The organism is Candidatus Lokiarchaeota archaeon (assembly GCA_014730275.1).
Lineage (GTDB): Archaea > Asgardarchaeota > Thorarchaeia > Thorarchaeales > Thorarchaeaceae > WJIL01.
The window spans coordinates 55351-80963 of record WJIL01000103.1 but is presented as its reverse complement, the minus strand read 5'-3'; the positions used below and the strand labels follow the sequence as shown (position 1 = coordinate 80963).

The following is a 25613-nucleotide window of genomic DNA, read 5'->3' as shown; positions in this document are numbered from 1 at the left end:
TCGGCAATTGGGATGATTCCCAAACATGGGTCCTCTACTCATATCCTAGTTCTGGCATCCTTGCCAACCATTTGAAGATGTAGGCAATGAGGACGGATACGACCAAGCCACCAGCTGTAAGTAGAAGCACATCAACCCAAGAAGGTGTCACACCGCCGAATATTTGATTCCAGCTAACATAAGATCCGGCAAGAGTGGCCCCAGCCAACATCACCTTGAAAAGTGGTACTTTCACAGTCTTTGTCTGGAGAATTCCTAGGTCAGTCAGAGCAGCGGCAAGTGCACCGCCTTCATCTGGTTTCAAGTCAAGTTTCTTTGCAAGAGTACCAACTGGAACCTTGGATCCAAACCCTACGATATTCAGAGCTCGAGGAGCCTTCGCTGAAACCTTATCGGCCATTTCCGCCGCTTCTTCTCGTGGATGCCATTCATTCTCAATGACTTTCCGAACACGTTCAATCAGCTCATTTTTCGAAATTTTCTCCCGATCCTTTTTGATTCGCCTCAATATCACGGGTCTTGGAAAAGAGCGCAATTCATCATCACTTTCAGCGCTTCGAACCTTCATAGCTCCGAGTATTCCCTGCTGAAACTCATCAAGTGCCAGAAGGATTGAAAAGATTGACATCACGGTGAATCCCGCAGTCAATAGTCCACTTACAGAGAAGATTGCTGCGGCCCCCGTGGGACCCAGTCTAACAACAAAACTTTCTGATACAGTAGTGTTCTCAGAGGGTGATTCAAGCAGAGAATAAGTGAGATTCAATCTACCTGTTAACGTTCCGCTTACCAAACTGATATTGCCAAATGAAACCAACTCGCTGGTAGGGATAGTGGAATTCAAGATATCCACCGTAGTTCCAGCAGGCACCACAGTATCGATGTTGAAATCTTGTTCAAGGATGTTAAAGCCGAGATATTTCATTGAAAAGAGACCGCTCTTCAGAGTCAGATTGTCGCCAGTCTGTATCTCAAGGAGCATGTTTATGTCCTCGTGAGCATCGACGGGAATTGGATTGTTGGCATCGGATTCGGCTGCCGAAACGCCATTTACAGTAAGCTGGAAAGCCAGGTTATCATCCCCACTCCAGCCAGCTGGTTGAGCAGTAGTAGGGGAAACAAGCACTGTTGCAGCCAAGATTCCGAGCAGTATTAGAGCGATTCCAGATTTAGACAACAATTTGGTGGTGCCTCCATGGTAGACGTGACTTGCTAGAAGATGAGGGACCCGAATTATATACTTGGCTATTTTTCGGTTTCAAAAGCTTCTTCGATTTCCCGTTCGAACTCTTCATCATCATCAAGCTCGAAGATAATATGGCGCTTAGGATCTCTGGTAACCGGAGTCTGCCAGTGCCATATTCCTCCTGCAATTGTACCCACAGCAAACGCAGCAATTTGTAAGGGAATTGGAGGTAGACGCATCATAAGATACGTACCAAATAGCAAAGAGATTAACACACCGCCAACAATCGATATCAATCCGCCAAGCGCTATTCGTTCCAATCGCCCGGCATCCTTGAGACCACCAATGACATAACCTGACCCCAGTCCTAGAAAAATTGATGCCAAGCTTACTACAGCATCCATGATAGCAATTAACTGCAATTCAGCAAATCTCCCTTACAGTGTTCTTTTGTTCATCAGTCTAACTAGCAGAACGGGGAGGTCGATAAAGTTTTACTTATTGATTCTACTCTGAACAGGGAAATATCATGGATTCATCAGAACTTCTACTCGAAGAAATTAAAGAACGCCATAGCGGTAGAGCGTATTCAAACAAACCTGTTGCAGAGGAGAAACTACAATCCATTTTGCAGGCTGGACGCTGGGCACCTTCATGTAGCAACACACAAGCATGGAATTTCGTTGTACTCGCAGACGAAGAAGCATTAACCGAAGCCCATGAAGGTTTGAGCAGAGGAAATAGCTGGGCCAAGGACGCGCCCGTTATGATAATCGTTGCCGCCAAGGAGGATGCTGGATGTCCAGCACACGGCTTACCGTATTTCATGATGGACTGTGGATTAGCTGTTGAAAATATGTTACTCCAAGCAGTTCATCTTGGGTTGATGGGACATCCCACAGCAGGTTGGGATGAAGCCAAGCTCAAAGAGATTACTGGGATTCCAGATGATTTCCGAATCACCACAGTGGTCTTCTTTGGCTATCAGGACGACTTGGATAAACTTGATGCTGAGACTAGGAAAAAAGAAGAATCCCGTTCCAGCAGAAGGACACTATCAGAGATTGTCCACCGGAACGGTTGGTAGAGTTTTTCTCAGCCCCGTTGTACCATCATGGTTTCTCCACAATGTTGAGGGATTGGCTGTTCACCACATGCCGACCCCATCCAACAAACTAGCTGATCCCCTTCCTTGTGCATCTCCTTTCCGCAATGTACCGGTACATCAGTTTCTTCTCCACAGATTTTGCAAACCATTTTTGTCATCGTGATAACACCATATCTTTTAACTATTGTTAACAACCTCCGTATTAGTGTTTTATGGCAAATGCAATGTTGTTAAGGTAGTATCTATGGAGGTTTCAGCCTTCTTCACGCATATCTGACGGATAATACTTCTTTGGATTTTCCTTGAACACCTTTTCCTCTTCTTTATGAGCCCCAGGTGTATCCATCTCGATGTTTCGTTTCATTGAAGTGTCTTCAGAAAGCACCTCTTTCACGACTTCATTCTGAATTATGAGCCTCTGAACCTCGTTGCTACCGGTCCAAATCGTAGCCAGTCGTGCATCCCGAAACAGGCGCTCAATGGGATATACGTCAGTATAGCCGATGCCGCCAAGGATTTGCATTGATTCATCCACTGCTTCCAGTCCAGCTTCAGTGCCAAATGCTTTTGCCATAGAAACCTCTTTTCTACACCATTGACCAGTATCAGCAACCTTTCCAGCACGGTATACCAGACCCCTAGCAGCGTCTAGTTTGGTGGCGCAATCCGCGATTTTGAAGGAAATCCCTTCGAACTTCCGTAATGCTCTTCCAAAGGCTTCACGTTTGTCAGCATAGCGTACTGCTATCTCCAAAGCTGCACGACCCATACCAATAGGGCCAGCTGCAGAGGTTAACCTTTCAGGAACCATCATGGCATTGAATACTGCAGCACCATTATTGAGCTCACCAATAAGATTCTCCGCAGGAATCTGGACATCCTGCATAGAAATTCGCGCTGCGCCCATACCCCTACAGCCCATCAGCTCATATTCCTCATTGACCTCTATTCCAGAATCGCGCTCAACGATAAATGCGCTCAGCGACTTGTGAGGTGGTGCTTCGAAATCTGTTTTCGCATAAATCAAGAAGTAGTCAGCTCCAACACCGCCGGCTACAAATCGTTTCTCACCATTTAGCAAGAAACCGTCTTCATTTCTAACTGCCGTAGTTATGGTGCCAAAGAAATCAGATCCACTGCGAGGTTCGGTAAGGCCTTCCGCACAGATTTTTTCACCAGCCAAGGTTGGTGCAAGGTACTCCTCTTTCTGAGCCTTAGTACCGAATTTATCTAGAGATTCGCCTACAATTGAAGGCAAAGAATAGGCACATCCTAGGGCAATCCCAAGAACCCCAATTTCTTCTAACGCAACAAGCTCACTTGTCCAATCGAGTCCCCTTCCGCCATACTCTTCAGGAAATCGTAAACCAAGCAGATTCGCCTTTCCAGCGGCCTCAATGAATTCATATGGATATTCCTTTTCCTTTGAATCCATAGCGAGAATGAGTGACCTGTCCACCTGATCCCGAACAAATTCGCGTACTTCGTTTCTTATTGCTTTCTCCTCTTCTGTGAGCACAACATCAAACAACCAGCTCAGCCTCTTGACCTGAGTTATTCCTCACCATCCAATAAAGCCTTGAGGGTTGATTCTGACCCCGCACGCGATTCAATTGAAATTGCATCTGTAGGACAGACCATCTCACACGCCAAACAGTCTATACAATCATCTTCCCTAGTGGGAACCACTACTCTAAATCCATTAGAATCAGATTGATACTCAAAGACATTAGTGGGGCAAACATCGATGCACTTCATACAAAATGTGCAAGAATCTCTGTGAATTCCCACTCGGGTGCCATAAATCACACCATCTTCTTCGGGATGTTGCCAGACATCGCAAGTATATCGGCGATCTATCACACGCCATGTTTCGCGGTAGTCGGAATCTATAGTCACAAAAAGTGGTGTGCGGATTCAGGCTTATAGACATAACCCATTTCTTACAGCTCTAGGAACTGCATGAATCTTCTGTGTTCCATCCTTTTCCTGCCAGCAGAAAAAACCCGAAATCATAAAGACTCTATAAGTTGTCGAATATTACAGATATTCACACTCTTCCGCTCGGATTTTTTAGGATTTTTGTAAGATTTGCCTATTCTTGAAACCAAACCCGCAATAGCGTATCGCTCTTATTTGAAATCACCAAGCCTGTTCTCGCCAGTAATGGACTGTAGCGGCGTTAAGTTCAGAGTAGCCTCAAGAGTCCCAAGGTAGTTGCCCTCGTCATCTCTAATAGCGAAGTACCGAATAAACAGCTTTCGGGGTTTATCATCCTCCGGAAGGTCGATCCAGAAATCTACATGATCACGTTCACCACTTCTTAAGGCTTCAATAACGTCCAGTACCTTGTCTAGGCTCTTTTCAGGGTGGCAATTTCGAACATCCCGTCCAAGCACACCATATGGTCTACGGAAGATACGAGATTCGTGTTGATTCCAAAACAGCACCTCATCATTAGCATCGATAATCGAGAACTCCATGGGGAAAGCATCTAGAGCGTGCTTAAGAAAATCAACAGGCATCTGTTCCAGAGCATCTTTGAGGGGGTCATTAGTCATAGTAATTCATCTCATGAGTTAGACTCTATTCAATTGGTCTGTAGTGATATGAGAGTTTTGCTTAATCTATAGAAAACGGATCAGTCTTAATAATTTCTATAGGATTTGAGAGAGGTTGAGTTTTAAGTGAACATGCATATGAATCGGTAACGCCGCATCAGGAAGCATCGGTAACGGAGGTCTCCAAATCTTGGCGGATATGTTCATCGCCTATACTACGGCAGCAGGCATCGACAAGAAAGTAGAATTTGATACAGACGAGGAAGTCATTAACTTAGACCTTCGAGATATCGCAGAGATAGATTTGCTTCCACTTGTCTGGGCTGAAAATCTGGAAGTACTGTGTCTTCGTCATAACAGAATAGGCGAATTAGATCTATCCCCGTTGAGTAAATGCAAGAAACTGGAAATGCTGAGTCTTTCTGATAATCTCATTAAGAGAATTGATCTTTCGCCTTTAGCCGATTGTCAGAATCTTACAGAGCTTGCGCTGGATATGAATCCGTTAGAGAGTGTGGATATCTCGCCATTATTCGAATGTCCAAAATTGGATGAACTAAGAATTGATGATGACGTTGCTTTGAAGGCGGATCTTTTCCTCCGCTCAATTGGAGATTGGCCACAGGTTCTCGTCGATCTCTATCCACGTATTCTATGGAAAGCATCGGGCTAGCTCCAAAGACAAATCCATTGTCGCTACTCTAAGCATTTCATTCCATGAACAATTCATTAATCAGTTGCTTCGCTGCAGCATAGCCAGCCAATGATGAGGTCTATCAGGTGTTTGTAGAGGAAGAGCTGTGCAATCCACAAGTCTGTAATCTGAAATGTGTAGATGCTTGCGAAATGATTCACACGAAAAATGCTCCTCTGACCTTCGATGAGGGAGTAGGATATCCAGTCATTGATGAGCAGAAGTGTACCGGGTGTTTAAGCTGTATACGAGCCTGCCCCACAGATGCAATCGCACAGTTTCCACAGAAAGAGAAAGGAACGAAAACATCCAAAGATGATGGAAAACATGGACAAAAGAAATCACCTTACCATGTTTCAGATGAATACACTCCCTTTCCTGAGAAAGACAACATATTCGCACGCGTAGTTAATGACAAATCATTCAGCTGTTACAAGCAGTCTGTGTATTCCAAAGCTCATGAGATGATAGCAAAGGATTTGCCGGGCTACTCAAGAATAGAACATGAGCTCGTTATGGCTGCTTGGAAACTTTATGATAATAGACACAAAATCACACCTGCAACGGCCCAACCCTCAGAAGAAAGAGGGAAAATAGAAGGAAATTGGAGTGGAATCACCAGGTTCGTCAAGAAAGCAGCTAAATTCTTTGGAGCTGACCTTGTCGGGGTCGCAGAACTCGATAGAAATTGGCTCTATAGCACCAATAGAAAGGGGGAACCATACAATGTCCCTGAAGAATACGCTAGAGCGATAGTCATGGCTATCGAGATGGACTATGAAGGTATCAACACTTCACCAGCGATGCCATGTGCGGCGGCCTCGGTCTTAGGGTACTCCAAGATGGCTTTTGTCGAAATCATGCTCTCTGCGTTTATTAACCGATTGGGGTACAACGCTATTCCTTGTGGGAATGACGTGGGATTAAGCGTTCCATTAGCTATTGATACAGGACTGGGGCAATATGGTCGACACGGGCTCTTGATAACAGAGGAATACGGCCCTCGTGTAAGGTTGTGCAAGGTTCTAACAGATATGCCATTAGAGACTGACCAGCCCGATTATCAGTTCTGTGAATCAGTAATCCGATTCTGTGAAATCTGCGACAAGTGCGCAAAGCATTGTCCGTCTCAATCAATTCCCTATGGCAGGGAGCGAACATGGAAAGGCGAAACCCGTTCTAACAATCCAGGTGTATTCAAGTGGTATGTCGATGTAGAAAGCTGTTACGAATTTTGGATTGAGAACGGTGGTGATTGCTCTAACTGCATCCGCTCCTGTCCATATAATAGGGAACCCGGTATTCAGCTACGGATAATCCACTGGATTGCCAAGCATATCCCCCAGCTCAATGGATTCTTGGTTAGACTCGATAATTTACTAGGTCACGGTGTACAGGAGAACTCTCGGAAAGCATGGCAGCAGTACGAGTAGATGCTACAAGCCGAAGATTCATTTCATGGAAGCAATCAGAGATTCCAGCTTGTCTTTATCTAGGTCTCGCTTGAAGAGGGGGCGGTCGTCTGCATCATATACCCCAGATGTCTCTGAGAAGGTCGGTTTTGAGGGGTCTTGATAGAACACACCAAGAGCAAGTTTACTCATGTCTAATGCCTTCTCGAATGCTACATTCTGATCGGTTGCATCATACGCATCATCAAGATAGTACGTATTCTTGCTGAACCAGCCATATGTGTTAACATCGTTATAGGTTACACATGGTTGCAAGATGTCCAGCAATGCGAAGCCTTTGTGTCGGATAGCCTTCTTCATCAAGTCCTTTGTTTCCTCTTGGTCACCAATGAAAGCTCGTGCTACAAAAGACGCGCCTAAGGAAATAGCTTGGGCAAGTGGATTGAACTGGGTATTGGTCCAGCCACCACGGTCTGCTTTTTGCAACGAAGTTTCAAATCCCCGTTGGCTTGTAGGTGAGGCTTGACCTTTGGTTAATCCATACACCATGTTATCATGCACGAACATGGCTATATTCGGGTTACGGAGAATGGTATGCGTAAAATGGTTGCCTCCCTCTCCATACATACAACCATCGCCACTTTCAGCAATAACTGTGAGGTTCGGATTGGATGCCTTGATTGCCAAGGCTGATGGGAGAGACCGACCATGCAGTCCGTTGAATACGTTTGTTTTAACATAATGTGGAATCTTTGCAGCTTGACCAATGCCTGAGACCATCACCAGTTCTTGTGGAGATATGTCCAGCTCAGCCAGCGCATCTTTGAGAGCTTTTCGTATTCCAAAGTTTCCGCATCCAGGACACCAAGCAATATCGTAATCAACGTCATCCATAATTTCGAAATCGTCTGCTTTCATTTTCATAGCCTCCCTTACAACTCCTCCAAGAATCTCGTAACCTCTTCGACAGAGAAGGGCAATCCGCTATACTTCAAAAGGCAATTTTCTTTGGTAATTTTGTAGCCTGTTTCATTCAAAAGAACAGTTGCGAATTGTGCCGTGGAAGAGTTTTCCAACAAAGCCACTCGATCAGCATCATTCAGATACTGTGAGACGCTTTCGTGAAGTGGATATACTTGTTTGAAATGAAGAAAACCAATATCGTCTCTCTCCGCTCTTTCAAGCGCTTCCACAACAACATTGTAATTAGTTCCCCAAGCAATAGCAAGAGCATCGTATTCTTCGGGACCAACATATTCTGGAGGTATAGCTGCTTCTCGAAGCAACTCTAGTTTCTTCTTCATTCGCTTATCAACCATCTCGATTCGCAAATCCAGATCTTCGGTTATGTGACCCGCTTCATCATGTTCATCACTATCTGCAACCACAAGACCCTCGCCATATCCAGGAATCCCACGAGGCGAAACGCCGCTATTGGTCATCTCGTAGCGCGTATAATCGCCAGTTGTTTTCTGGATGTGTTTCTCAACCGAAATGTCAGAAAGATCCAGTACCGGAATATTACCATGCGAATCCATCAGATACTGATCTGTTAGTACTATCACGGGAACTTGATATTCGTCAGCTAAATTGAAGGCCTTCTGCGTAAGGTGGAATCCATCCTCGAAAGTCCCTGGAGCTAATATGATTCTCGGAAACTCGCCATGACCAGCATGGAGCGCAAAAAGAAGGTCGCCCTGTTCAGTTCTGGTTGGAAGGCCTGTTGCGGGCCCGGGACGTTGCGCAAGATGAATTACCATAGGACTTTCCATCATCCCAGCTAGACTGAGGCCTTCTACCATTAGCGCGAAACCCCCACCAGAGGTTGTTACCATCGCCCTGCCTCCAGCATACCAGGCACCTAAGCCCTTGTTGATAGCAGATATCTCGCTCTCAGCTTGATCCACGACTATGCCAAATTCCTGAGATTGATTGGACAGAAAGACGAGAACAGCTGTTGAGGGCGACATCGGATAAGACGAGATGAAATTGCAGCCTCCTGCAATAGCCCCGAGACCTACAGCTTCACCACCGTTTATCAGCATATGATCCCTTACCGACTCGTCAGAAATAACATCGATTGCATCTATGCGTTCTACAAGCTTCGATACACCGATTTCGTGACCTTGCCGGTATGCCTGAATATTATCCTTGACAATGTCTTCGCCTTTCGATTCGAATCGCTCAGTCAAGTACTCTGTTGCAATGTCTTCATCGACATCAAAAACCGCCGCAAGGAGCCCAACGGCAACTGTATTGGAGTAGATTCTGCCGCCCACTTCTTCGGCTATACCCGTGAATGGTACCTCAAGAATCTGATTCGAAGGGAGATGTATGTCGCTGGTGATGTTTTCTGCTTCACCAACAACAAGTGTGGAATCATTAATCCGGCCGTATTTGTTCAGGTGGGGAAGTGCTCGTTTGTTCAGTGGAATGACAATATCTGATTGTTCTGAGTACGAATAGATATTGCCTTCTCCCACACGAATCTGTGTTGAATTCGTTCCACCGCGAATACGCGACATGAACTCACGCGTTGAAAAGACATTGAATCCAGAACGTTTCAAAATAGAAACCAAAAAATCTTCAACAGTTGCTATTCCCTGACCCGCTGCACCCGATAGGACGATGGAGATTCCCTTCTTCAAGCTAGTCACTCCTATATCTGTTCATCAATTTCCTCTGATGCTCTTAAGAGTAATGAAAACACAACAACAATAGGCTACATGATGAGCTCATTGGTATCACCAACAACCTCGAGACCTGCATTCCGACCAGTCCCTGAGAATAGCAGCCTTGTTTCATTTCCTTCAAACCTGTAGAATCGAATGTCAATATGAGCAGTCAAGCTCTCAATAATCCGTCCACTCATTTCACCTAAAACAGGTGATCGAAGCTCTCCTCCCTGAGCACGTGCAGCACGTACCATGATACCATGAGTGGTATCAGAAACCCAGAAGCGAACCTCGTTTTCTGAGACTCTCAAATTGGTTACTTGTGCACCGGTATACGTAGCGAAAGTGTAGACAGTTCCATCATAAAGTAGGCCAATAAGAAAGCCCGCAAAGCTGGAACCTAGCCAAGGGATTTTGGCGATGGAAGAGGTGAAGGAAACACCTGTTTCCTCAAAGTGGTTGCTTTGCATCCATATCCAAGCTTCTGGAAAGCCTGCTCCCCAGTCCTTTTCGATGTATCCACGACCGCCAGTGAAATCAATCTCTGATTTTCCAATATTGAGGGTTCCATCAATCCTATGATCAAAGCCGAGAATACCATGATAGCATTCCATACGAGGGATAAACTGGAAAACACCCATTGCGCCCGGTGAAAGGAGGGAAACTGGCCAAGGAATTAGATCCCCGAAAGAAAGCGACCCCTGAATCCTGTTTTGGTCTTCTTGTAAATCAAGCGAGATTCCATCTGCATTGAAGTGATTTCTGCCAACGGATATGGCGAAAGCCGTCTTTGAATACCTAAAATCTTCAACAGTGAATCTATGATACTGTGATTCCGCAGTCTGTCCGTTGAGTACCTGTATGAACGAATGATTTGGTTTACCACCATTACTGAAAGAGACCCCGGGGATCACTGCATAAATCGTCTCTTCAGACTGGTCTACGAGCTTGAAATACCAACCCTCGAAATAGTTGCGCATTCTGGGAGAGCCGTGATACATACCAGGCCTCCAAATCGATAGGATTCTGTTCACTTCCATGTAGTCGGGCCCCTTATCGCGATTAGATGATAGCTTGGTTAGAAGATAACAGCCTTCTAATTTCTTTAGGTTGAATCAGAATCGTAGGAACCATATAGATTTCAAGCATTGTTCTTTTGTTTCAATTAGATACTATACTCTGTTGTACTGCTGAGGTCAAATGCATGAACTTGGGTCTTCAAGATAAACATATCATGGTGACTGGTGCTTCCGGCGGAATCGGCAAACAAACTCTCAAAGCGTTTCTCGGTGAAGGTACCAAAGTAACAGCCACGTATCACACGAACCGCGAAACATTAGAAGAGTTACATGAAAGGAAACCAAACAGAGTCGCTCTTATACAAGTCAATGTTGCAGATGAAGATTCTGTAATGAATCTCTTTGCTGAAGCAGAGTCCCAGTTTGGGCGAATAGATGTCTTAGTTGCCAATGCGGGTATTGCTCATGGTCCTGCGCAGATCCATGAGATATCACTTGAGCAATGGCAAGAAACCATGAGTGTCAATCTTACAGGCGTTTTTCTTTGTGCGAAACATTTCTTCAGGAATCTCAAGAGACATCCAGACGATTCGGCTTCGCTCATTTTAGTGGGATCGACAGCAGGGCTCTTTGGTGAAGCCAAATATGCGGACTATGCATCCTCAAAGGCAGCAATGCACGGATTGATGATGAGCTTGAAGAACGAAATCGTGCAGCTGGCTCCACATGGGAGAGTTAACCTTGTGAATCCTGGATGGACCATGACACCCATGGCGGAATCAACTCTACAGGATCCTGAAATTATGACAAGAATACTGCAGACTATCCCAATGCAGAAGGTTGCAACACCTTCAGATATTGCAAATGTTATGGTGATGCTAGCCTCGGATGTAATGGCCGGACACATAAGTGGAGAAACCATAACAGTTGCAGGGGGAATGGAGGGCCGGGTTCTTTTCGACCGGGATGACATAGAAATTAGTTGATGGTTGCTACAGCTGGCTAATCTCGCGAAGCGGCCAAAACCAATACACCAACGACAGCTGTTGTTCCAGCAGCTAGGAGCAGGAAGCGTTCAGCCCCAAGTATGCTTGAAGGAGGCCTTGTGGTAGTGATAGTGGTAGTTGTCGGAGATGAAGTGGTAGTTGTTGTGGTAGTGGACAGTTCTTCCAAGCCAATTGTGGGATCATAGGACAGCTGATTATCACCAAAGTTGGGAAAACAGAACAACACACCTTGGCCATCACCTTGTTCAGGAAAACCTCCAACGGATACGTTCACCTGCGCGAAATTGGAATCGAAAGATGCATTGGCAGGATACGAAACAAAAGCAGATTCAAAACCTATCATAGTGGACTTCTGGGTGGTGTTAGGTGTTGAGATAGAACCATTTCCACGAGCACTTGACCCAACAACTCCGGCTAGACAAAGTCCGCTATTTCCTCTCGACCACTGCCATCCGGAAATGATTATGTCGAATTTCACAATTGACGTGTTTGTTGCATCAACATAGTGCCGAAGACCTATTTTGAGCGATGTTTGAGCAGGGGAGAAATCGCTACCGTTCAGGTGAAATTGAAGCTCCTGAATGGAGCCATTCTGCTCCTCATAGGTGAAGTCCTTGAATACCCAATTACCACTCTGTAAGCTAATCGGAGGCGGAAGGATGGTATCAGAAACCTGAGAATAAACACCATCTCCGTTTGTATCTTCGAACTCGAAAAGACGAACGAGTTTCAGATGATATTCCGTTTTGTTCGTTATACGATCAAAGAAACGATAATGCGGGCCACCATCTTTGCTGAGCATGAGCCTGAATGCACCATTTTCGCAGTCTAATCCTTGCGCACCAAGACTGTAGAAGATGTTGTTGCCTCTGGAAGCCAAAGGGAAGAGTCCCAGCAATACCGTGAGGGACAGAACCCATAAGAGGATAGCACGCGACCGCATCTTACAACATATAGTTTCATTAGGAATTAGCCAATAAACCTTCTTGATAGAAAGCATACGAGCTGGCCAAACAAAAGGTGAGACTTCGAGATGGATAGTGAATTGATGGATCAGATGTTCAATGCACTTTCACACTCCATCAGGCGAAAAATCATCCTCATGGCTGGAAATCATCGAGAAATAAGCTATACGGACCTAACAGAGTTGGGAGTAGAGGCCGGTACTCTCTATCATCATCTCGATATCCTCCTGAAGGCGGATGAACCCCTCTTAGAAAAAGGCGGAAACAAGCAGTATTCCCTCACACAACTAGGAGAGGCAGCATACAAACTCATCCAGCAAGGAGAAGATCAACTATTCTGGGCAGCTAACCACGAGGGCAAGGAATCCTCAGCTCAAAAAGCAGTGGAACTAATAGCGTTAGATAAGTTGATTGGAAGAGTGCAGAAGGATCCATACAGATTTGTCCTTGAAATGTTGATTCTTCTAGGTGGATATGGCTACTTGGCCTCAGAAGTCGGGTTACTTCCATTCCTTCTGTTCTTTTTAGAGGGGACATTTGAACCAGGAATGACAATTCTGGCATCTATTCTGTCTTGGATACTGACATATCTCGTTGTCGAAGCAATCTCGATTCCTGTATTGGGAAAACGAGAATACAATCCAGCACTCTTTCTTTCCGTTCCTCTATCATACCTTCCGCATACTTTTGTTGAGCTTCTTTGGTATTCTAGCCCTCCAACGCAGGCACTTACAGGTTGGCCGCTTACTCTGCTCCTTACGTTCATCATTTCATGGAGTACACTGATTCTTACTGTATCGGTTGCAAGAGCGAAAGAAGTTCGTATCTCTCGAGCTGCAATTGTTACACTGGTTTCTACAAATGCAAACCTTGTTCTTTTGGCCATACTTGCCACCGCGTCATTTTAGTCAATTGCAGTAGAACACTGTTTCGTGGAGATTCGAAAGGAGTTCGAGGAATCTCGAGGTGGTATTTACACAAATATCGAACTAAAATATTATATACCAATTTGAGTAATCATTTTGTGTGATTGATGATGAAGCACAAGAAAACAATCATGGCGTTGGCTCTGTTTGCGCTGGTGGCATCATTGCCGCTTGTGACAGCACAAGGCAACGGAATGCAATATCAGCATAGCCAAGGTATGGTTGAGCTGAGTACTGATGAAATCTCTGTCAAAGTGACAGCAATGAACCAGGTCCCGCATTTTCATTGGTGGAATACTAGTGATCCAGGGGCAGACTATCATGTAATGTTCCTGAAGCTCTTTGAGGCTACTGACAACAATACTGACGGGTCATATGATCCAGAAAATGACAGCGTTGTAGGTGCTCCCTTCGCACTACCGTCTAGTGGATGGGAATTCAGTGGTTTCGAGACTGAGGAAGATAGTGGCGGAAATATCACTGCGGTCCACTTCAATTTCACCACTACTGAGACATTCACCACTCCGGGTGATGCTCCAGGACCAGGCAGACCTGATTTCGATGCAACGATTCAGATTCGAGTGCATATGGACATGGAGAACCCTGACCAGATGAAGTTCGACCTCGTAGTTGATGGCTGGGAGTGGGCTCAAGAGGATTCAATCCTTGTCTTTCAGTTCACTATCTCTGAAAGTGAACATGGGGAAAACCAAGGCAACCGTGAACCATCAGAATTTGCCAAAGAAGGTAATAAGTTTGAATTCGGTGGAGCTTTCATGGAATACGCTGAGGAAGCCTCTGCGGGTGAACATCAAGTTCAGGTCCGCGGAACATACGGTCAAGGTCCCGAAGGAGAATCTGGTAAGTCAGTCTATCTGGCTTTCGAATACTTTGGCAACGAGACACTAGAATACGATCCAACCATCGGAGTCTCCACTGTAAGTGACGGTGGCGAGACCACCGGCAACGGACCTGGAGATGGTGGTTTAGGTATCGACTACACTCAGTTGGCAATCCTTGGTGGCGGCATTACACTAGTTGTCCTGGTCATCCTAGCAGTCAAGCGCAAAGGATGAACCCTCAAATAGTTTAGAAGACAAAAATCCGGAGCATAGCACCGCTCCGGACAGGTCTTTTTTTCCGGATTTCCTATCCCCTTGAATCACATGCCAGTTCCATTCCTGTCTCGCAACAGAGTTTCAACTTCCTCAACGAATTCGTCTTCATCGGATGTTTTTGTGTAGACTTCTTCAGCAGTTGGTACCAAGACATTATCATTGACAGCATCAAGGATGGATACATATGCTCTCCCTTCCTCAAGGCCACATTCGGCTATCGATGCCGCAAGCTCATCAAGTAAGAACTCAGAGTCATCAAATTCTGACACACCACGCTTAATGCACTCGTCTGCCTTTGAGAGTGTTGCATCATCCCTGAGTCTGTATCTTCTGAGTAGGACAACATCCATTATATCCTGAAGGAGTGTGCTGATGGTGGATTTCGTATCAGGATCGAGTACTTCTGTTGGCGTATCACTGAAAGCTTGATCGAAGGTTTCAGCGACCGAATTTGCGAAATCCATCATGTTTCTCCGCTGTTGTTGCGAGGGGCTGTCCACTGTTATGAAGGCGAAAACTAGATTCTGCATTGAGACAGCTCGAATCAAATCAGATATTGGAAGGAGCTTCCCTTCCTCCTTTGTTTGCCCATTCAGCCCAAACTCCATTTTGAAATTCCGTATGGCAGTTATGAAAGCTGAGATGATTCCTTCGTCCACACCTTTTCGGAGCATTTTGGAGTAGATGGGTATGCCGCTTTCCTTGTGAAGGATAATAACTCCCAGCAGTTTGTTTGCATCATCGAATCGTTTCTTGACAGCCAGAGCCTCAAGGTTCTGCCGCACTCTACGCTTCTTGTACAGGCTCCGTGCCACCAGACCAATTGTTAACCCAAGTACACCTAAGACAGGAACGATATTCTCCGAAACTGTTCGCACAACCAGAGTGCCAAGCTCGGTTTGTGGAACCACATCGGCTGTTGCATTACTTTCCAAATCGTAGTTCCGAGCTTCAACCTGTATTCTGATTGTATAGGAATCTCGCGAGTCCGGCATGGTTAATTGAGCAACATAGGTACCGCTTTCGGTTTCTTCCATGGAAACAGGTTCGCTTCCTATTCCTTGTGAATCGAATAGGCGATACGTAACACTTGCTCCTGTTACAGGTATCTGGGTGTCAACTTCTCGTACTTGTACCATAAGATCGTAAGAACTTCCCTCATAACCAGTAAGGCCCTGAACGAAAACAACCTCAATGGGAACTGGTACTACATTGAATGAGAGTCTGAACTGGCGTGTTTCAAATCCTTCACGCTCAAAGAGTAGTGTAACAACGTGTGAGCCAAGAGATTCCGGTGTTAAGTTCACTGAAAATTGACCTGGTACTTTCTGTGTGCTCGTGACCCAAGAAGCTGCTTCCCCGGTTGGCGTCATTATCGACAAGGGTATACCACTTTGGTTGGCCTGGAAAAGATAACTGAATGTTAGATTATAAGGTCGCATATACAAAAGGTCCTCAGCGGGATTGCCACCCTCAAGAACAGTATCGATTGTATCTGTCTGTATCAGAATCACGTTCGTGTCTGCCCGATGATTGGTTTTGTTCGCAGTGATTGACAATTGCCAAGGACTGAGTTGATAGCTAACAAAACGGATGAAGTAGTATCCATCTTCTTCGAATACTGTGGAAATATCAACCTCAGAGGTGTCTGCTGAAGCACTAATATCAGCGTCAGAGATATTTTGAACGAAATCAGTACGCGTGAAGAATACTATAATCTCGTTTTTCTCTGCATAGTCTACGGTCAGAGATGAGACTTGATTAGCAACCCGGATTTCCGACGGTATGAGAGTCACAAGTAGAGTGAAAGTTTCTGTTGAGTTCTGATAGTTTGCTAGCTGTGCTCTGAAAAGGAGATCGTACACTCCGACCTCGTCAGCTGCAAGCGTCACATTGTAGTCTCCACTGCCAGTATCCACCCAGTCCGAACTTGTTACAGCAGATGGCTGATTCACTAGCTCGAGTTCCGCACCCGAGAGTCCAAATCCAGTATCATCTTCTAGGGAGAGAGTAAGCGTATACGAGAGATCTATCGCCAGAGTTACACTCGATTCAATGGCTCTCAATACAGTAGGGATTTCGCTAACTGTGATTGTGAATGTAACAATCTGGGCCTCGTGGTTAGTAAGATTAGTCTCAATCGTTAGACTATAAGTTCCCGCGCTTTCAAAGTCTAAAACCAAAGTATAGCAACCATCACCAAGGTCATTCACAGTCGTAGGAGCTAGAGAAGATGAAGGTTCAACACTTAGGATATTCACAGAAGCGCCCCCAAGACCATAGCCGGACGCATTTGTGTACATAAGTGCGAGATTGAAAGATTCTCCGAAACGAGCTTTACCTGTGGTACCATTCAGTATGGAAATCTCGGTATTGATTTCATTGACAACAGTCGTGAAAGAATCAAAGGAAGTAGTGTAGAACTGTTTGCTGCTGATAACATTGACAGAATATGTTGAAGCTATATTGATCCTGACAGAGATTGAGTATGTTCCGTTCCCATAGTCCACTGGAAGTGACCAATTCAAACCTCTGGTATCACTAGAATAGCTTAGATTCACCAAGGCATCAGGTATTCCGGATCCATTCACCCGAGAGTAATAGAACCTTACTTCAAAGCTTTCATTCAAACCCCTCTCAACAGGCAGACCATCGATATTTACGATATCCACACTGCTTGCAATGGCTTCGACCTCCAGTATCAAGGATGTAGTCGCCGATTGATAATCCGACTTGTTGGCTGTGATAGTGAGCTGCCAAGAACCCAACTGATATCCGGTCAGTTCAAGGCCATAGTAGCTCCCGTAGTCATTCACCACAATATCCAGTCCTATCGACGCACTAGGTGAAACACTAATGGTCGCCCCGGTGATGTTTACAGCCATGTCCGTTCGTTCATAGAATGCATATGCTTCAACCGTCTCACCATGTTGTGTACTGAGAGAGGCAATTTCACAGGCTAGGCGCACTTGGGCGGGTATGACAGTAACTACAAGGGTGAATGACTGAGAGGAGTTCTGATAATTGGGTAGGCTTGCCCTGAAAAGCAAATCATAGGTTCCAACTTCGCTCGAATTTAGTGTTACGTTGTAGAAGCCTCCTCCTAAGTCGAAGAAAGATGAACGTGAAACATAATCGTCGGGATTCAGGAGTTCTAGCTGTGCCCCATTGAGACCCACAGAATCACTATCTAAATATTGAAGCTGAAGGGTATATGACTGATTCACGGGAGCAGCTGAACTTGTTTCTGAAACTAGAAGACTTGTGCCTATTTCTTCAACATTCAATGAGAAAGTGGTTGTTTGTGACTCGTAGTTCTTTATATTGAGTTCAATCAGGATAGTGTATAAATCAGCTGATTCAGGTAGGAGTTGCAACGAGTAGTATCCTTCTCCTCGGTCGAGGATTTCTGTCACATTCAATCCAAACGGACTCACACCTACAATACTGACCGTGGCTCCTGCTAGTCCATAGCCAGAGGCATTGGAGTATCTCAAGGAGAGATGGTACGATTTTCCAAACTCAACTGTGTCGGCAGTGCCATTCAGCCGGCTAATCTGGGTGGGTAATTCATTGACTATGAGAGTAAAGGAGTCAGATGCCGGATAATGAGCGGCCTTTGATAGGGTAGCTGTCATGGTATATATTGCTGAAGTATTCGCCAAGATGGAGATGGAGTAACTCCCATTATTGTAGTCTTGAACCGAGTGCCAGTTGAGTCCCTCTTCTGTACTCGTATATGTAATCTCTAAACTGCCGCCCTCAATCCCCAGACCGTTTTGACGGGTGTAATTCACTGTGACTTGAATCGTATCATTTGGATAGATTTCGACGGTTTCGGTCGCTGGCGCTATTATTGCCGCAGTTGTCTCGTAGGTCGACTCAACCGTAAAAGAGGCTGATACATTCTCATAATACGGTTTTGAGGCGTTAACATACACTCGAAATGTACCGCCGCCAACAAGCCCAGTATCGAAGTCGCCTTCCCACCAGTTTCTGACGAAGTTGGGAGAAAGGATCACGGTAGTTGTTGACCAATTGGCCGAGAGACTTGCATCGGTTTCCAGTAAGTCCTCTCCGGTTTCTTCATCTTTGTAACGGAAAGAATTAGAAATGACATCACCAAAATCAGCCGACAAGGAATCGTAAATGGGCTCTAGTGTTGCTGTCCGATAGAAATCGAAATCGGTTGTGCCATAGGCCACTTCTGTCCCATTTGTCCATGCAATAGTGACAGTCCATAAACCAGCTGACGTATTCAAAGGGCCAAACAATAAAGGCGATGTCGAACCGATACGCCCCGTAAGATTCAGAATCTGTTGCTCCGACCACATAGTGCCATTCGGTTGGAACCAAGTCACATTTACCTCAGAAGAAAGAATCGGGGCGGAGCTGGATGAACCAATCTCGACAGATACTCGACTTGTATTGCTTGGTCTAAGCATTGTCGTTGAAGTCCAAGAATCCTCATTGAACATCTCAACTTCTTTCTGCTGTAAATAATTTGGAGATTCAAACGAAATTTTCCACCAACCCAGAACTGAAAGGAGCTCGGTGGGAATGGTAAGCAGTCCCTCAGATGAAGTGGTATCAGAAGTCACATCAGAAAGAAATGGATTGAGAACGGTAGCATTGTTCCAGTCTTCAGGATATATGAAATTGACATAGAAATCTTCGTAAGGGTCTACTAACCCGACATAGGCAAATAATGTCATCTCAGGGCTTTCACCAGAAAGAACAGAAAAGGCAACTCCAGGTTTTGATTCATCCGTTGACCAACTTGAGTTGATGAATCTATGAGAGAGGAGCCTGCTACGATACTGAACTTCCACGCTGGTATTTGATAGAATTTCAACTTCAAGCGGATCAGAAGTCCAGAAATTGCTGTTGATGATTGTGGCGTTTCCAACTCCATTTACGCCGTTAATGTCGGTTGTTTGGGTTCCTGCTCTGAACTGTAGCTCAACTGATTCAAAGCTTGGAGGGGCACTCCCAATAAGACTAACATCATCCAAGTGTGCAATGATTGAAGCAGCATTTCCTGTTCCATCATTGACGCCATCATTATCGTAGTCACGATTTGAGTAGAGACGCATTCCATCAGCGATATAGAGACCAATAGAGAATGTGAAAGAGTCACCCACAGAAGGAAGACTCAATTGTACGTCACCTGTATTGTACCAAGTGTTTCTGCTCCCAAGAGACAATAGGCTCTGATTCCAAACAATAGAACCATCAACTGCAATGGTTAACCATGCATCTCCACCCGGATCATCGCCACCTGTTCGGTACAATGGCCCACTGAAGTAGAGATAGTTGAAAGAAAAGATGAAATCCGTAGTAAATGGAGCATTCTCTACCGTTTGACGCCAAACCACATACGTTCCTGTGTTGTGATCATAGTAGTCTGAAAAGAGGCCACCTTCTACAGCTTGGTTTTCAACGGTTACGTAAGGATCCGACTGCTGCTCGTACGCTGCAAATTGATTCTCTTGCGTCCCCCCATCATCACTATTTGCTGTCCACCCATACGGGTAGTAATCGGTTGGTGGAGGATTCTGATTTTTTCCAGCAATTCCATCATTGAATGAACCGTTCCGTACGTAAAGCCTATTCAAGGAATATACGTCTAGCTCGGCCCTGCTGCCTATCCATTGGTTTTGCTCATCAATTGTAAGATTCTGAGAAGTGCCAACACCAGTATCAGTCCTCCCCGTTTGGTTACTACTGGAATAGTAACCGGCTTGTTCTACCAGTACAGGGTCAAGGATGCCTTCCAAAGTCTCACCATCTGCTGCCGTATTAGTAGAATCAAAGGTAGTAGGGACATCAGAATCACTCTGCAATGGTTGTTCTTCTTCTGACCAGTTCTGAGAGTAATTCAACAAACCACGAAAATGTGGGAGAAATAGCCCAGCTGTAAGCAGTATGGGGACAAATAAGATTACAAACCGTCGAATTTCAGATTTAGCGTGCAACTCCAATCCTCATTTCATTTTTTATAACGCTGCCTAAGGTAGTGATTAACCATTGTTACATGGGATTTTATATATAATATCTTGTTTATGCAAACAATCCACAAACCATCTTGGATTCTGAATTCATTCTAAGAGAAACGTCAGGTGTATCAGCAGCAAACTTAATAAGTTAACAATAGTTAATAATATCGTAATGTTGGTGCTATTCCAAGTTTGAAGACGCATCACGTAGGAAGCAGAAAATTGGGTGATGGTATGAAGCAGATACTCGAACCAGATGGTTCAGTGAAATCAGATTTTGAACTGAGTATATCGCCAGAGGAACTAACGAAATGGTACAAAACGATGATAGCTGTTCGCACCCTAGATGAGAAGGGTATGCGCCTGCAGAGACAAGGGAGAATCGGCTTTCATATCCCTACTACAGGGCAAGAAGCACACGTGGGAGCTGTAGCTGCTCTCAAATCCTCAGACTGGGTTTTCCCAGCATACAGGGAACACGGAGCAGCCATCTATCGTGGAATGCCGCTTGGCGACATAATCAATCAGTACTTTGGTAATGAGGACGATCCACACAAGGGAAGACGGCTTCCAGGACTCTTTGGGCATCCCAAATATAGATTCGTTAATCCCTCTGCTCCAATAGGAACACAGATCATTCATGCAGTCGGAGCTGCATATGCAGCCAGGTATCGGGGAGAAGATGCAATCACAGTAGCATTCTTTGGTGAAGGAGCAACGAGCAGCAACGATTTCCATTCGGGAATGAACTTCGCTGGCGTGTTCAAAACCCCTTCGGTGCTCATCTGTCAGAACAACCAGTATGCTATTTCCCTACCTGATGAACGGCAAACGGCCGCTGAAACTATTGCAGATAAAGCTCAAGCATATGGCATGCCAGGAATCAGAGTAGACGGTAATGATATACTAGCTGTCTATAGTACGGTACAGGAAGCTGCTAAGAGAGCTAGAAACGGTGAAGGACCCACTCTTATTGAGAATCTCACCTACCGCCTTGGTCCGCATACTTCCTCAGATGATCCGTCGAGGTATCGTCCAGAGGAGGAAGTAGAGAAATGGAAACAAAAAGATCCCATTAAGAGATTCAAGCTTTATCTCATCCGGGAAGGAGTATTCACTGAGAAAGAAGAAGAAAGTATTCGTGAAGAATACGATGAGAAAATCAAGAGACTCATAAAACAGGGAGCTTCGAAGAAGAAAGCATCAACTGAGAAAATGTTTACTGATGTTTTCAGAGAGATGCCATGGCATCTCAGCGAGCAATTCGAACAACTCAAGGGTATCGAGGAGGGGTGAAGGTTATGTCGGACCGTACAATGGTTGAGAGCATAAGAAGCACTCTTCGAGACGTGATGGCCGAAGATGACCGGATAATCCTCTTGGGAGAGGACATTGGGGTCAATGGTGGTGTATTTAGGGCAACTGAGGGTTTGATCGAGGAGTTTGGTTCTGAACGTGTAATAGATACGCCGTTGAATGAAAGTGGTGTGCTTGGTTTCTCAATCGGGTTGGCGTTGAATGGTTTGATTCCAGTACCGGAGATTCAGTTCATAGATTTCATCTGGCCCGGCTTCGATCAGATTATGTCGGAGCTATCCAAGTTCAGGTATCGAAGCGGGGGGCTCTTTGAGACTCCGGTGACAATTAGAGCTCCATATGGTGGTGGAGTTGGAGGGGCAATCTATCATAGCCAGAGTCCGGAAGCCTACTTCACCCACACTCCAGGAATCAAAGTGGTTGTTCCAAGTGGACCACATGATGCCAAAGGGTTGCTAATGTCCAGCATCAAGGATCCAGATCCAGTCTTATTCATGGAGCCCAAAAGGCTCTACAGAGCATTCAGAGAAGAGGTCCCTGATGATGAATATAGCATACCGCTTGGAAATGCTAAAATCGCTAGGAAAGGAAGTGACGTCACAGTCATTTCATATGGCTCAATGTTGCATGTCGCATTGGACAGTGCAGAGGAAGCGTCTGAGAAGCACGGAATCGAGTGTGAAGTCGTGGATCTTCGGACTCTGATGCCACTTGATATAGAGACCATTGAAGAGTCAGTCACGAAAACTGGAAGAGTTGTTAGTGTTACAGAAGCACCGAAAACAACGGGTTTTGGGGCTGAGCTTTCGGCATTGGTCGCCGAGAAATGGATAGAATACATGGAAGGTCCAATAGTACGAGTAGCGGGATTTGATACTCCATTCCCGTTTGTGCAAGAAGAGGATTATCTTCCGACACCAGCTAGAGTTTTGGAAGGAGTTCAACGAGTATACAACTTTTAGAGGAGTGAAAATAGATGATTTATGAGCTAAGATTCGCGGATATCGGTGAAGGTGTGCAAGAAGGTGAGATTATGCTGTGGCATATCTCGCCAGGTGATTCGGTAGAGGAGGAACAACTTGTAGTCGAAGTCAATACTGAGAAGGTCAATGTGGAAATAACCAGCCCGGTCGATGGCGAAGTGAAATCGCTGGAGAAGGAAGAAGGAGATATTGTTAGTGTTGGTGAGACACTTGTCAAAATAGAAACAACGGACAAAGTGGAAGAGAAACCAAAGGAGAAACCCGTCACTGAAGAAAAGGATGATTCTCTGTTTAAGCCCACTGCTCCATTCAAAAGCAAGTCAAAATCTCGAAAAAAGACTGAGAAGGTGCTTGCTGCCCCTGCGGTTCGTAGACGAGCTAGAGAAGCAGGCATCGATTTACACGATGTGCCAGGTACTGGACCAGCGGGTCGAGTGAGACAAGAAGATCTAGAGAATTACAAGAAAGCAATGAAGCAGCGTGAAAGAACAACCGAGGAGCCAAAGTATTCTCAACGTGAAGAAAGAATCCCGCTTAGAGGAACAAGACGGGCCATTGCACGTCGGCTTCGGAAGTCAAAGGACAGAGCAGCCCATTTCACCTACTTTGATGAAGTGGATATGACAGCCCTAGACAAGCTCAGAGAACAAGCCGAACCCATGGAAAAAGAACGAGAGGTCAATATCACATATCTGCCTCTGATTATCAAAGCCCTGATACCCGCTCTCAAAGAATTTCCAATGCTTAATTCCACCCTTGATGAGGAAAACGAGGAGATTGTAGTGAAGCAGTACTACAATATTGGAATAGCAGTGGATACTGAAGAGGGGTTGATGGTTCCAGTCATCAAGAATGCAGACAAGAAGAGTGTGTGGGAGCTGGCTGAAGAGATTGAAACAGTTGCGAAGAAGGCAAGATCCGGAGAATTGACACTTGACGATGTGCAGGAAGGAACGTTCACCATAACATCTGTTGGTAGTATAGGAGGGACCATGGCAACACCGATAATCAACTGGCCTGAGGTGGGCATTCTTGGTGTAATGAGAAAGAAGCTCCGTCCCGTTGTTGTTGAGGGGGAAGACGGACCGGAAATCGCTATTCGGCCAACTTTGTTTCTCTCGATGTCCGTCGATCACAGAGTTGTAGATGGGGCGGTTGTGGCAAGATTCACCAACAAAGTGATCGAGTATATGGAAAATCCCGCAATGCTTCTGCTGGGGGAATAGATTATGGTACGTGAAATTGATGTTCTGGTAATAGGTGGAGGACCTGGAGGATATCCAGCTGCAATCAGATCGGCTCAGCTTGGAAAAGATGTACTCCTCGTAGAAAAAGAAAATATCGGCGGGGAATGCCTGAACTGGGGATGTATACCATCGAAGGCGCTTGTTTCTGCCAGTGGGCTCTACCATAAAATTGCTCACGAAGCAAAAGAGATGGGTATTGAAGTTGAAAATACGACCCTTGATCCCAAGAAACTTCATAGCTGGAAAGATGGAATCCAAAAGAAGCTTGTTGGTGGGGTAAAGCAGTTGCTCAAAGCTAACAAGGTCGATGTGATTATGGGTACCGCTCGCCTTATCGAAACCCAAGAGGTCGAGATTACTTCTGGTGACGAAGAAACTGAGGTAGTCAAGGCCAAAGATATAATCATAGCCACAGGAGCCGCTCTCAGAACATTCGAGAGAAGTGGAAGTGACGCAGTTAAGATACTAGGCGTTCGTGATGCTCTGAACATGGAGGAGATCCCAAACTCCCTGGTGGTACTGGGAGATGGCTATGTTGCTCTGGAGCTTGCTACAATCTATGCCAAATTCGGTTCAAAAGTCACACTGATTGGGGAACGAAAGGTGTTGTTAGAGGAAATAGATTCCCAGCTTGGGCGTTTTCTGAAAAGGAGCATGGAGAAACTAGGCATAGATGTTGTTATGGGAGCTGTCATTCAAGAGGTGACAGCGAGCAAGAACGGACAAGCCATTGTTCATGTGAGTGTCGATGATGAAACCCGGGAAGTAAAGGCCACCCAAATCATTGCATCAGATGGAAAAGAAGCTAGTTCTGATGACATAGATCTTGAAAATATGGGAATAGAAACCGACAATCACGGGTTTATCTCAATCAACGATAAACAGCAAACCAATGTCCCACACTACTATGCCGTCGGAGACTGTACTGGTCCCCCATTCTTGGCCCATCGTGCAACAAAACAGGGTGTAATAGCAGCAGAGGTCATCGCTGGAGAAGAATCTGAAGCTGATTTTCGAGCAATGCCGGGAGTCGTATTCACTGATCCCGAAATCGCCTATGCAGGAATGACAGAAGAAGAAGCCAGAGAAGGAGGATATGAGGTAGTCACTGGCAGAGCGCCTTTCTCTGCTTCTGGTCGGGCTATGACCGAGGCCGAAACTGACGGTTTCGTGAAGGTCGTAGCAGAAGAAGGAACAGGCGTAATCCTTGGTGTACAAATCATCGGACCTGATGCTTCAGATTTGATCAGTGAAGTCTCTCTAGCTCTGGAGATGGGAGCTGTAGCAGAAGATTTGGCATTCACTGTTCATCCCCATCCCACCCTCCCAGAGATGATCATGGAGGCCGTCGGTTCGGTTCGGGGTGAAGCCATTCACGTAATGAACAGGTAGAAAA

The 25613-nt window shown here is 45.4% G+C and carries 21 protein-coding genes; 10 read left to right on the top strand and 11 right to left on the bottom strand.

Annotated features, from left to right (window positions below):
* Positions 1-34: 34 nt before the first annotated feature.
* Positions 35-1180 (bottom strand): hypothetical protein, encoded by a 1146-nt coding sequence (locus GF309_11850; protein ID MBD3159476.1) that lies wholly within the window; start codon positions 1178-1180, stop codon positions 35-37.
* A gap of 65 nt (positions 1181-1245) precedes the next feature.
* Positions 1246-1608 carry a hypothetical protein gene (locus tag GF309_11845; GenBank protein ID MBD3159475.1) on the bottom strand — a complete coding sequence of 121 codons (363 nt, stop codon included), beginning with the start codon at positions 1606-1608 and terminating at the stop codon, positions 1246-1248.
* A gap of 107 nt (positions 1609-1715) precedes the next feature.
* Between GF309_11845 and GF309_11840 the strand changes: the two genes are divergently transcribed.
* Positions 1716-2273 (top strand): nitroreductase, encoded by a 558-nt coding sequence (locus tag GF309_11840; GenBank protein MBD3159474.1) that lies wholly within the window; start codon positions 1716-1718, stop codon positions 2271-2273.
* 8 nt (positions 2274-2281) lie between these two features.
* Here the strand turns inward: GF309_11840 and GF309_11835 are convergent, their stop codons facing one another.
* The 4 genes from GF309_11835 to GF309_11820 form a co-directional block, all read right to left on the bottom strand.
* The gene (locus tag GF309_11835) at positions 2282-2452 is read right to left on the bottom strand and encodes a hypothetical protein (protein MBD3159473.1); all 171 of its coding nucleotides are present in this window, start codon (positions 2450-2452) and stop codon (positions 2282-2284) included.
* Between the two features lie 95 nt (positions 2453-2547).
* A complete protein-coding gene (locus GF309_11830) occupies positions 2548-3825 on the bottom strand; it encodes an acyl-CoA dehydrogenase (protein ID MBD3159472.1) in 1278 nt (425 codons plus the stop codon).
* A gap of 23 nt (positions 3826-3848) precedes the next feature.
* Positions 3849-4193: a 4Fe-4S dicluster domain-containing protein gene (locus GF309_11825; GenBank protein MBD3159471.1), complete on the bottom strand. Its 345-nt coding sequence runs from the start codon at positions 4191-4193 to the stop codon at positions 3849-3851.
* A 233-nt stretch (positions 4194-4426) separates the two neighbouring features.
* On the bottom strand, positions 4427-4855 hold the full coding sequence (locus GF309_11820; protein ID MBD3159470.1) for a hypothetical protein: 429 nt from the start codon (positions 4853-4855) through the stop codon (positions 4427-4429).
* 190 nt (positions 4856-5045) lie between these two features.
* Here GF309_11820 and GF309_11815 point away from each other — a divergent pair, with 190 nt between their 5' ends.
* Both GF309_11815 and GF309_11810 read left to right on the top strand, forming a co-directional pair.
* Positions 5046-5528, top strand: coding sequence for a hypothetical protein (locus tag GF309_11815; GenBank protein ID MBD3159469.1), 483 nt, complete (start codon positions 5046-5048; stop codon positions 5526-5528).
* A gap of 107 nt (positions 5529-5635) precedes the next feature.
* A complete protein-coding gene (locus GF309_11810) occupies positions 5636-6982 on the top strand; it encodes a reductive dehalogenase (protein ID MBD3159468.1) in 1347 nt (448 codons plus the stop codon).
* A gap of 18 nt (positions 6983-7000) precedes the next feature.
* Here GF309_11810 and GF309_11805 read toward each other — a convergent pair whose 3' ends face one another.
* From GF309_11805 to GF309_11795, 3 genes are all read right to left on the bottom strand, one after another.
* Positions 7001-7879, bottom strand: a complete 879-nt coding sequence (locus GF309_11805; GenBank protein ID MBD3159467.1) for a 2-oxoacid ferredoxin oxidoreductase — start codon at positions 7877-7879, stop codon at positions 7001-7003.
* A gap of 14 nt (positions 7880-7893) precedes the next feature.
* Positions 7894-9618 carry a 2-oxoacid:acceptor oxidoreductase subunit alpha gene (locus GF309_11800; GenBank protein ID MBD3159466.1) on the bottom strand — a complete coding sequence of 575 codons (1725 nt, stop codon included), beginning with the start codon at positions 9616-9618 and terminating at the stop codon, positions 7894-7896.
* Between the two features lie 65 nt (positions 9619-9683).
* Positions 9684-10676 (bottom strand): hypothetical protein, encoded by a 993-nt coding sequence (locus GF309_11795; protein ID MBD3159465.1) that lies wholly within the window; start codon positions 10674-10676, stop codon positions 9684-9686.
* 164 nt (positions 10677-10840) lie between these two features.
* Between GF309_11795 and GF309_11790 the strand changes: the two genes are divergently transcribed.
* The gene (locus tag GF309_11790; GenBank protein ID MBD3159464.1) at positions 10841-11641 is read left to right on the top strand and encodes an SDR family oxidoreductase; all 801 of its coding nucleotides are present in this window, start codon (positions 10841-10843) and stop codon (positions 11639-11641) included.
* A 16-nt stretch (positions 11642-11657) separates the two neighbouring features.
* Here GF309_11790 and GF309_11785 read toward each other — a convergent pair whose 3' ends face one another.
* Positions 11658-12605 carry a hypothetical protein gene (locus tag GF309_11785; GenBank protein ID MBD3159463.1) on the bottom strand — a complete coding sequence of 316 codons (948 nt, stop codon included), beginning with the start codon at positions 12603-12605 and terminating at the stop codon, positions 11658-11660.
* A gap of 90 nt (positions 12606-12695) precedes the next feature.
* Between GF309_11785 and GF309_11780 the strand changes: the two genes are divergently transcribed.
* Together GF309_11780 and GF309_11775 are read left to right on the top strand one after the other, a co-directional pair.
* Positions 12696-13535 (top strand): hypothetical protein, encoded by an 840-nt coding sequence (locus GF309_11780; GenBank protein ID MBD3159462.1) that lies wholly within the window; start codon positions 12696-12698, stop codon positions 13533-13535.
* A 128-nt stretch (positions 13536-13663) separates the two neighbouring features.
* Positions 13664-14629: a hypothetical protein gene (locus tag GF309_11775; GenBank protein MBD3159461.1), complete on the top strand. Its 966-nt coding sequence runs from the start codon at positions 13664-13666 to the stop codon at positions 14627-14629.
* Positions 14630-14715: 86 nt separating this feature from the next.
* On the opposite strand, the gene GF309_11770 is transcribed toward GF309_11775, so the two are convergent.
* Positions 14716-20556, bottom strand: a complete 5841-nt coding sequence (locus tag GF309_11770; protein MBD3159460.1) for a hypothetical protein — start codon at positions 20554-20556, stop codon at positions 14716-14718.
* Between the two features lie 306 nt (positions 20557-20862).
* On the opposite strand from GF309_11770, the gene pdhA reads away from it, so the two are divergent.
* From pdhA to lpdA, 4 genes are read left to right on the top strand one after another with little or no spacing between them, the layout of a single operon-like run.
* A complete protein-coding gene (pdhA, locus tag GF309_11765; GenBank protein ID MBD3159459.1) occupies positions 20863-21966 on the top strand; it encodes a pyruvate dehydrogenase (acetyl-transferring) E1 component subunit alpha in 1104 nt (367 codons plus the stop codon).
* A 5-nt stretch (positions 21967-21971) separates the two neighbouring features.
* Positions 21972-22949, top strand: a complete 978-nt coding sequence (locus tag GF309_11760; protein MBD3159458.1) for an alpha-ketoacid dehydrogenase subunit beta — start codon at positions 21972-21974, stop codon at positions 22947-22949.
* A gap of 14 nt (positions 22950-22963) precedes the next feature.
* Positions 22964-24196 carry a hypothetical protein gene (locus tag GF309_11755; protein ID MBD3159457.1) on the top strand — a complete coding sequence of 411 codons (1233 nt, stop codon included), beginning with the start codon at positions 22964-22966 and terminating at the stop codon, positions 24194-24196.
* Positions 24197-24199: 3 nt separating this feature from the next.
* Positions 24200-25609, top strand: coding sequence for a dihydrolipoyl dehydrogenase (gene lpdA, locus GF309_11750; GenBank protein MBD3159456.1), 1410 nt, complete (start codon positions 24200-24202; stop codon positions 25607-25609).
* Positions 25610-25613 lie beyond the last annotated feature (4 nt).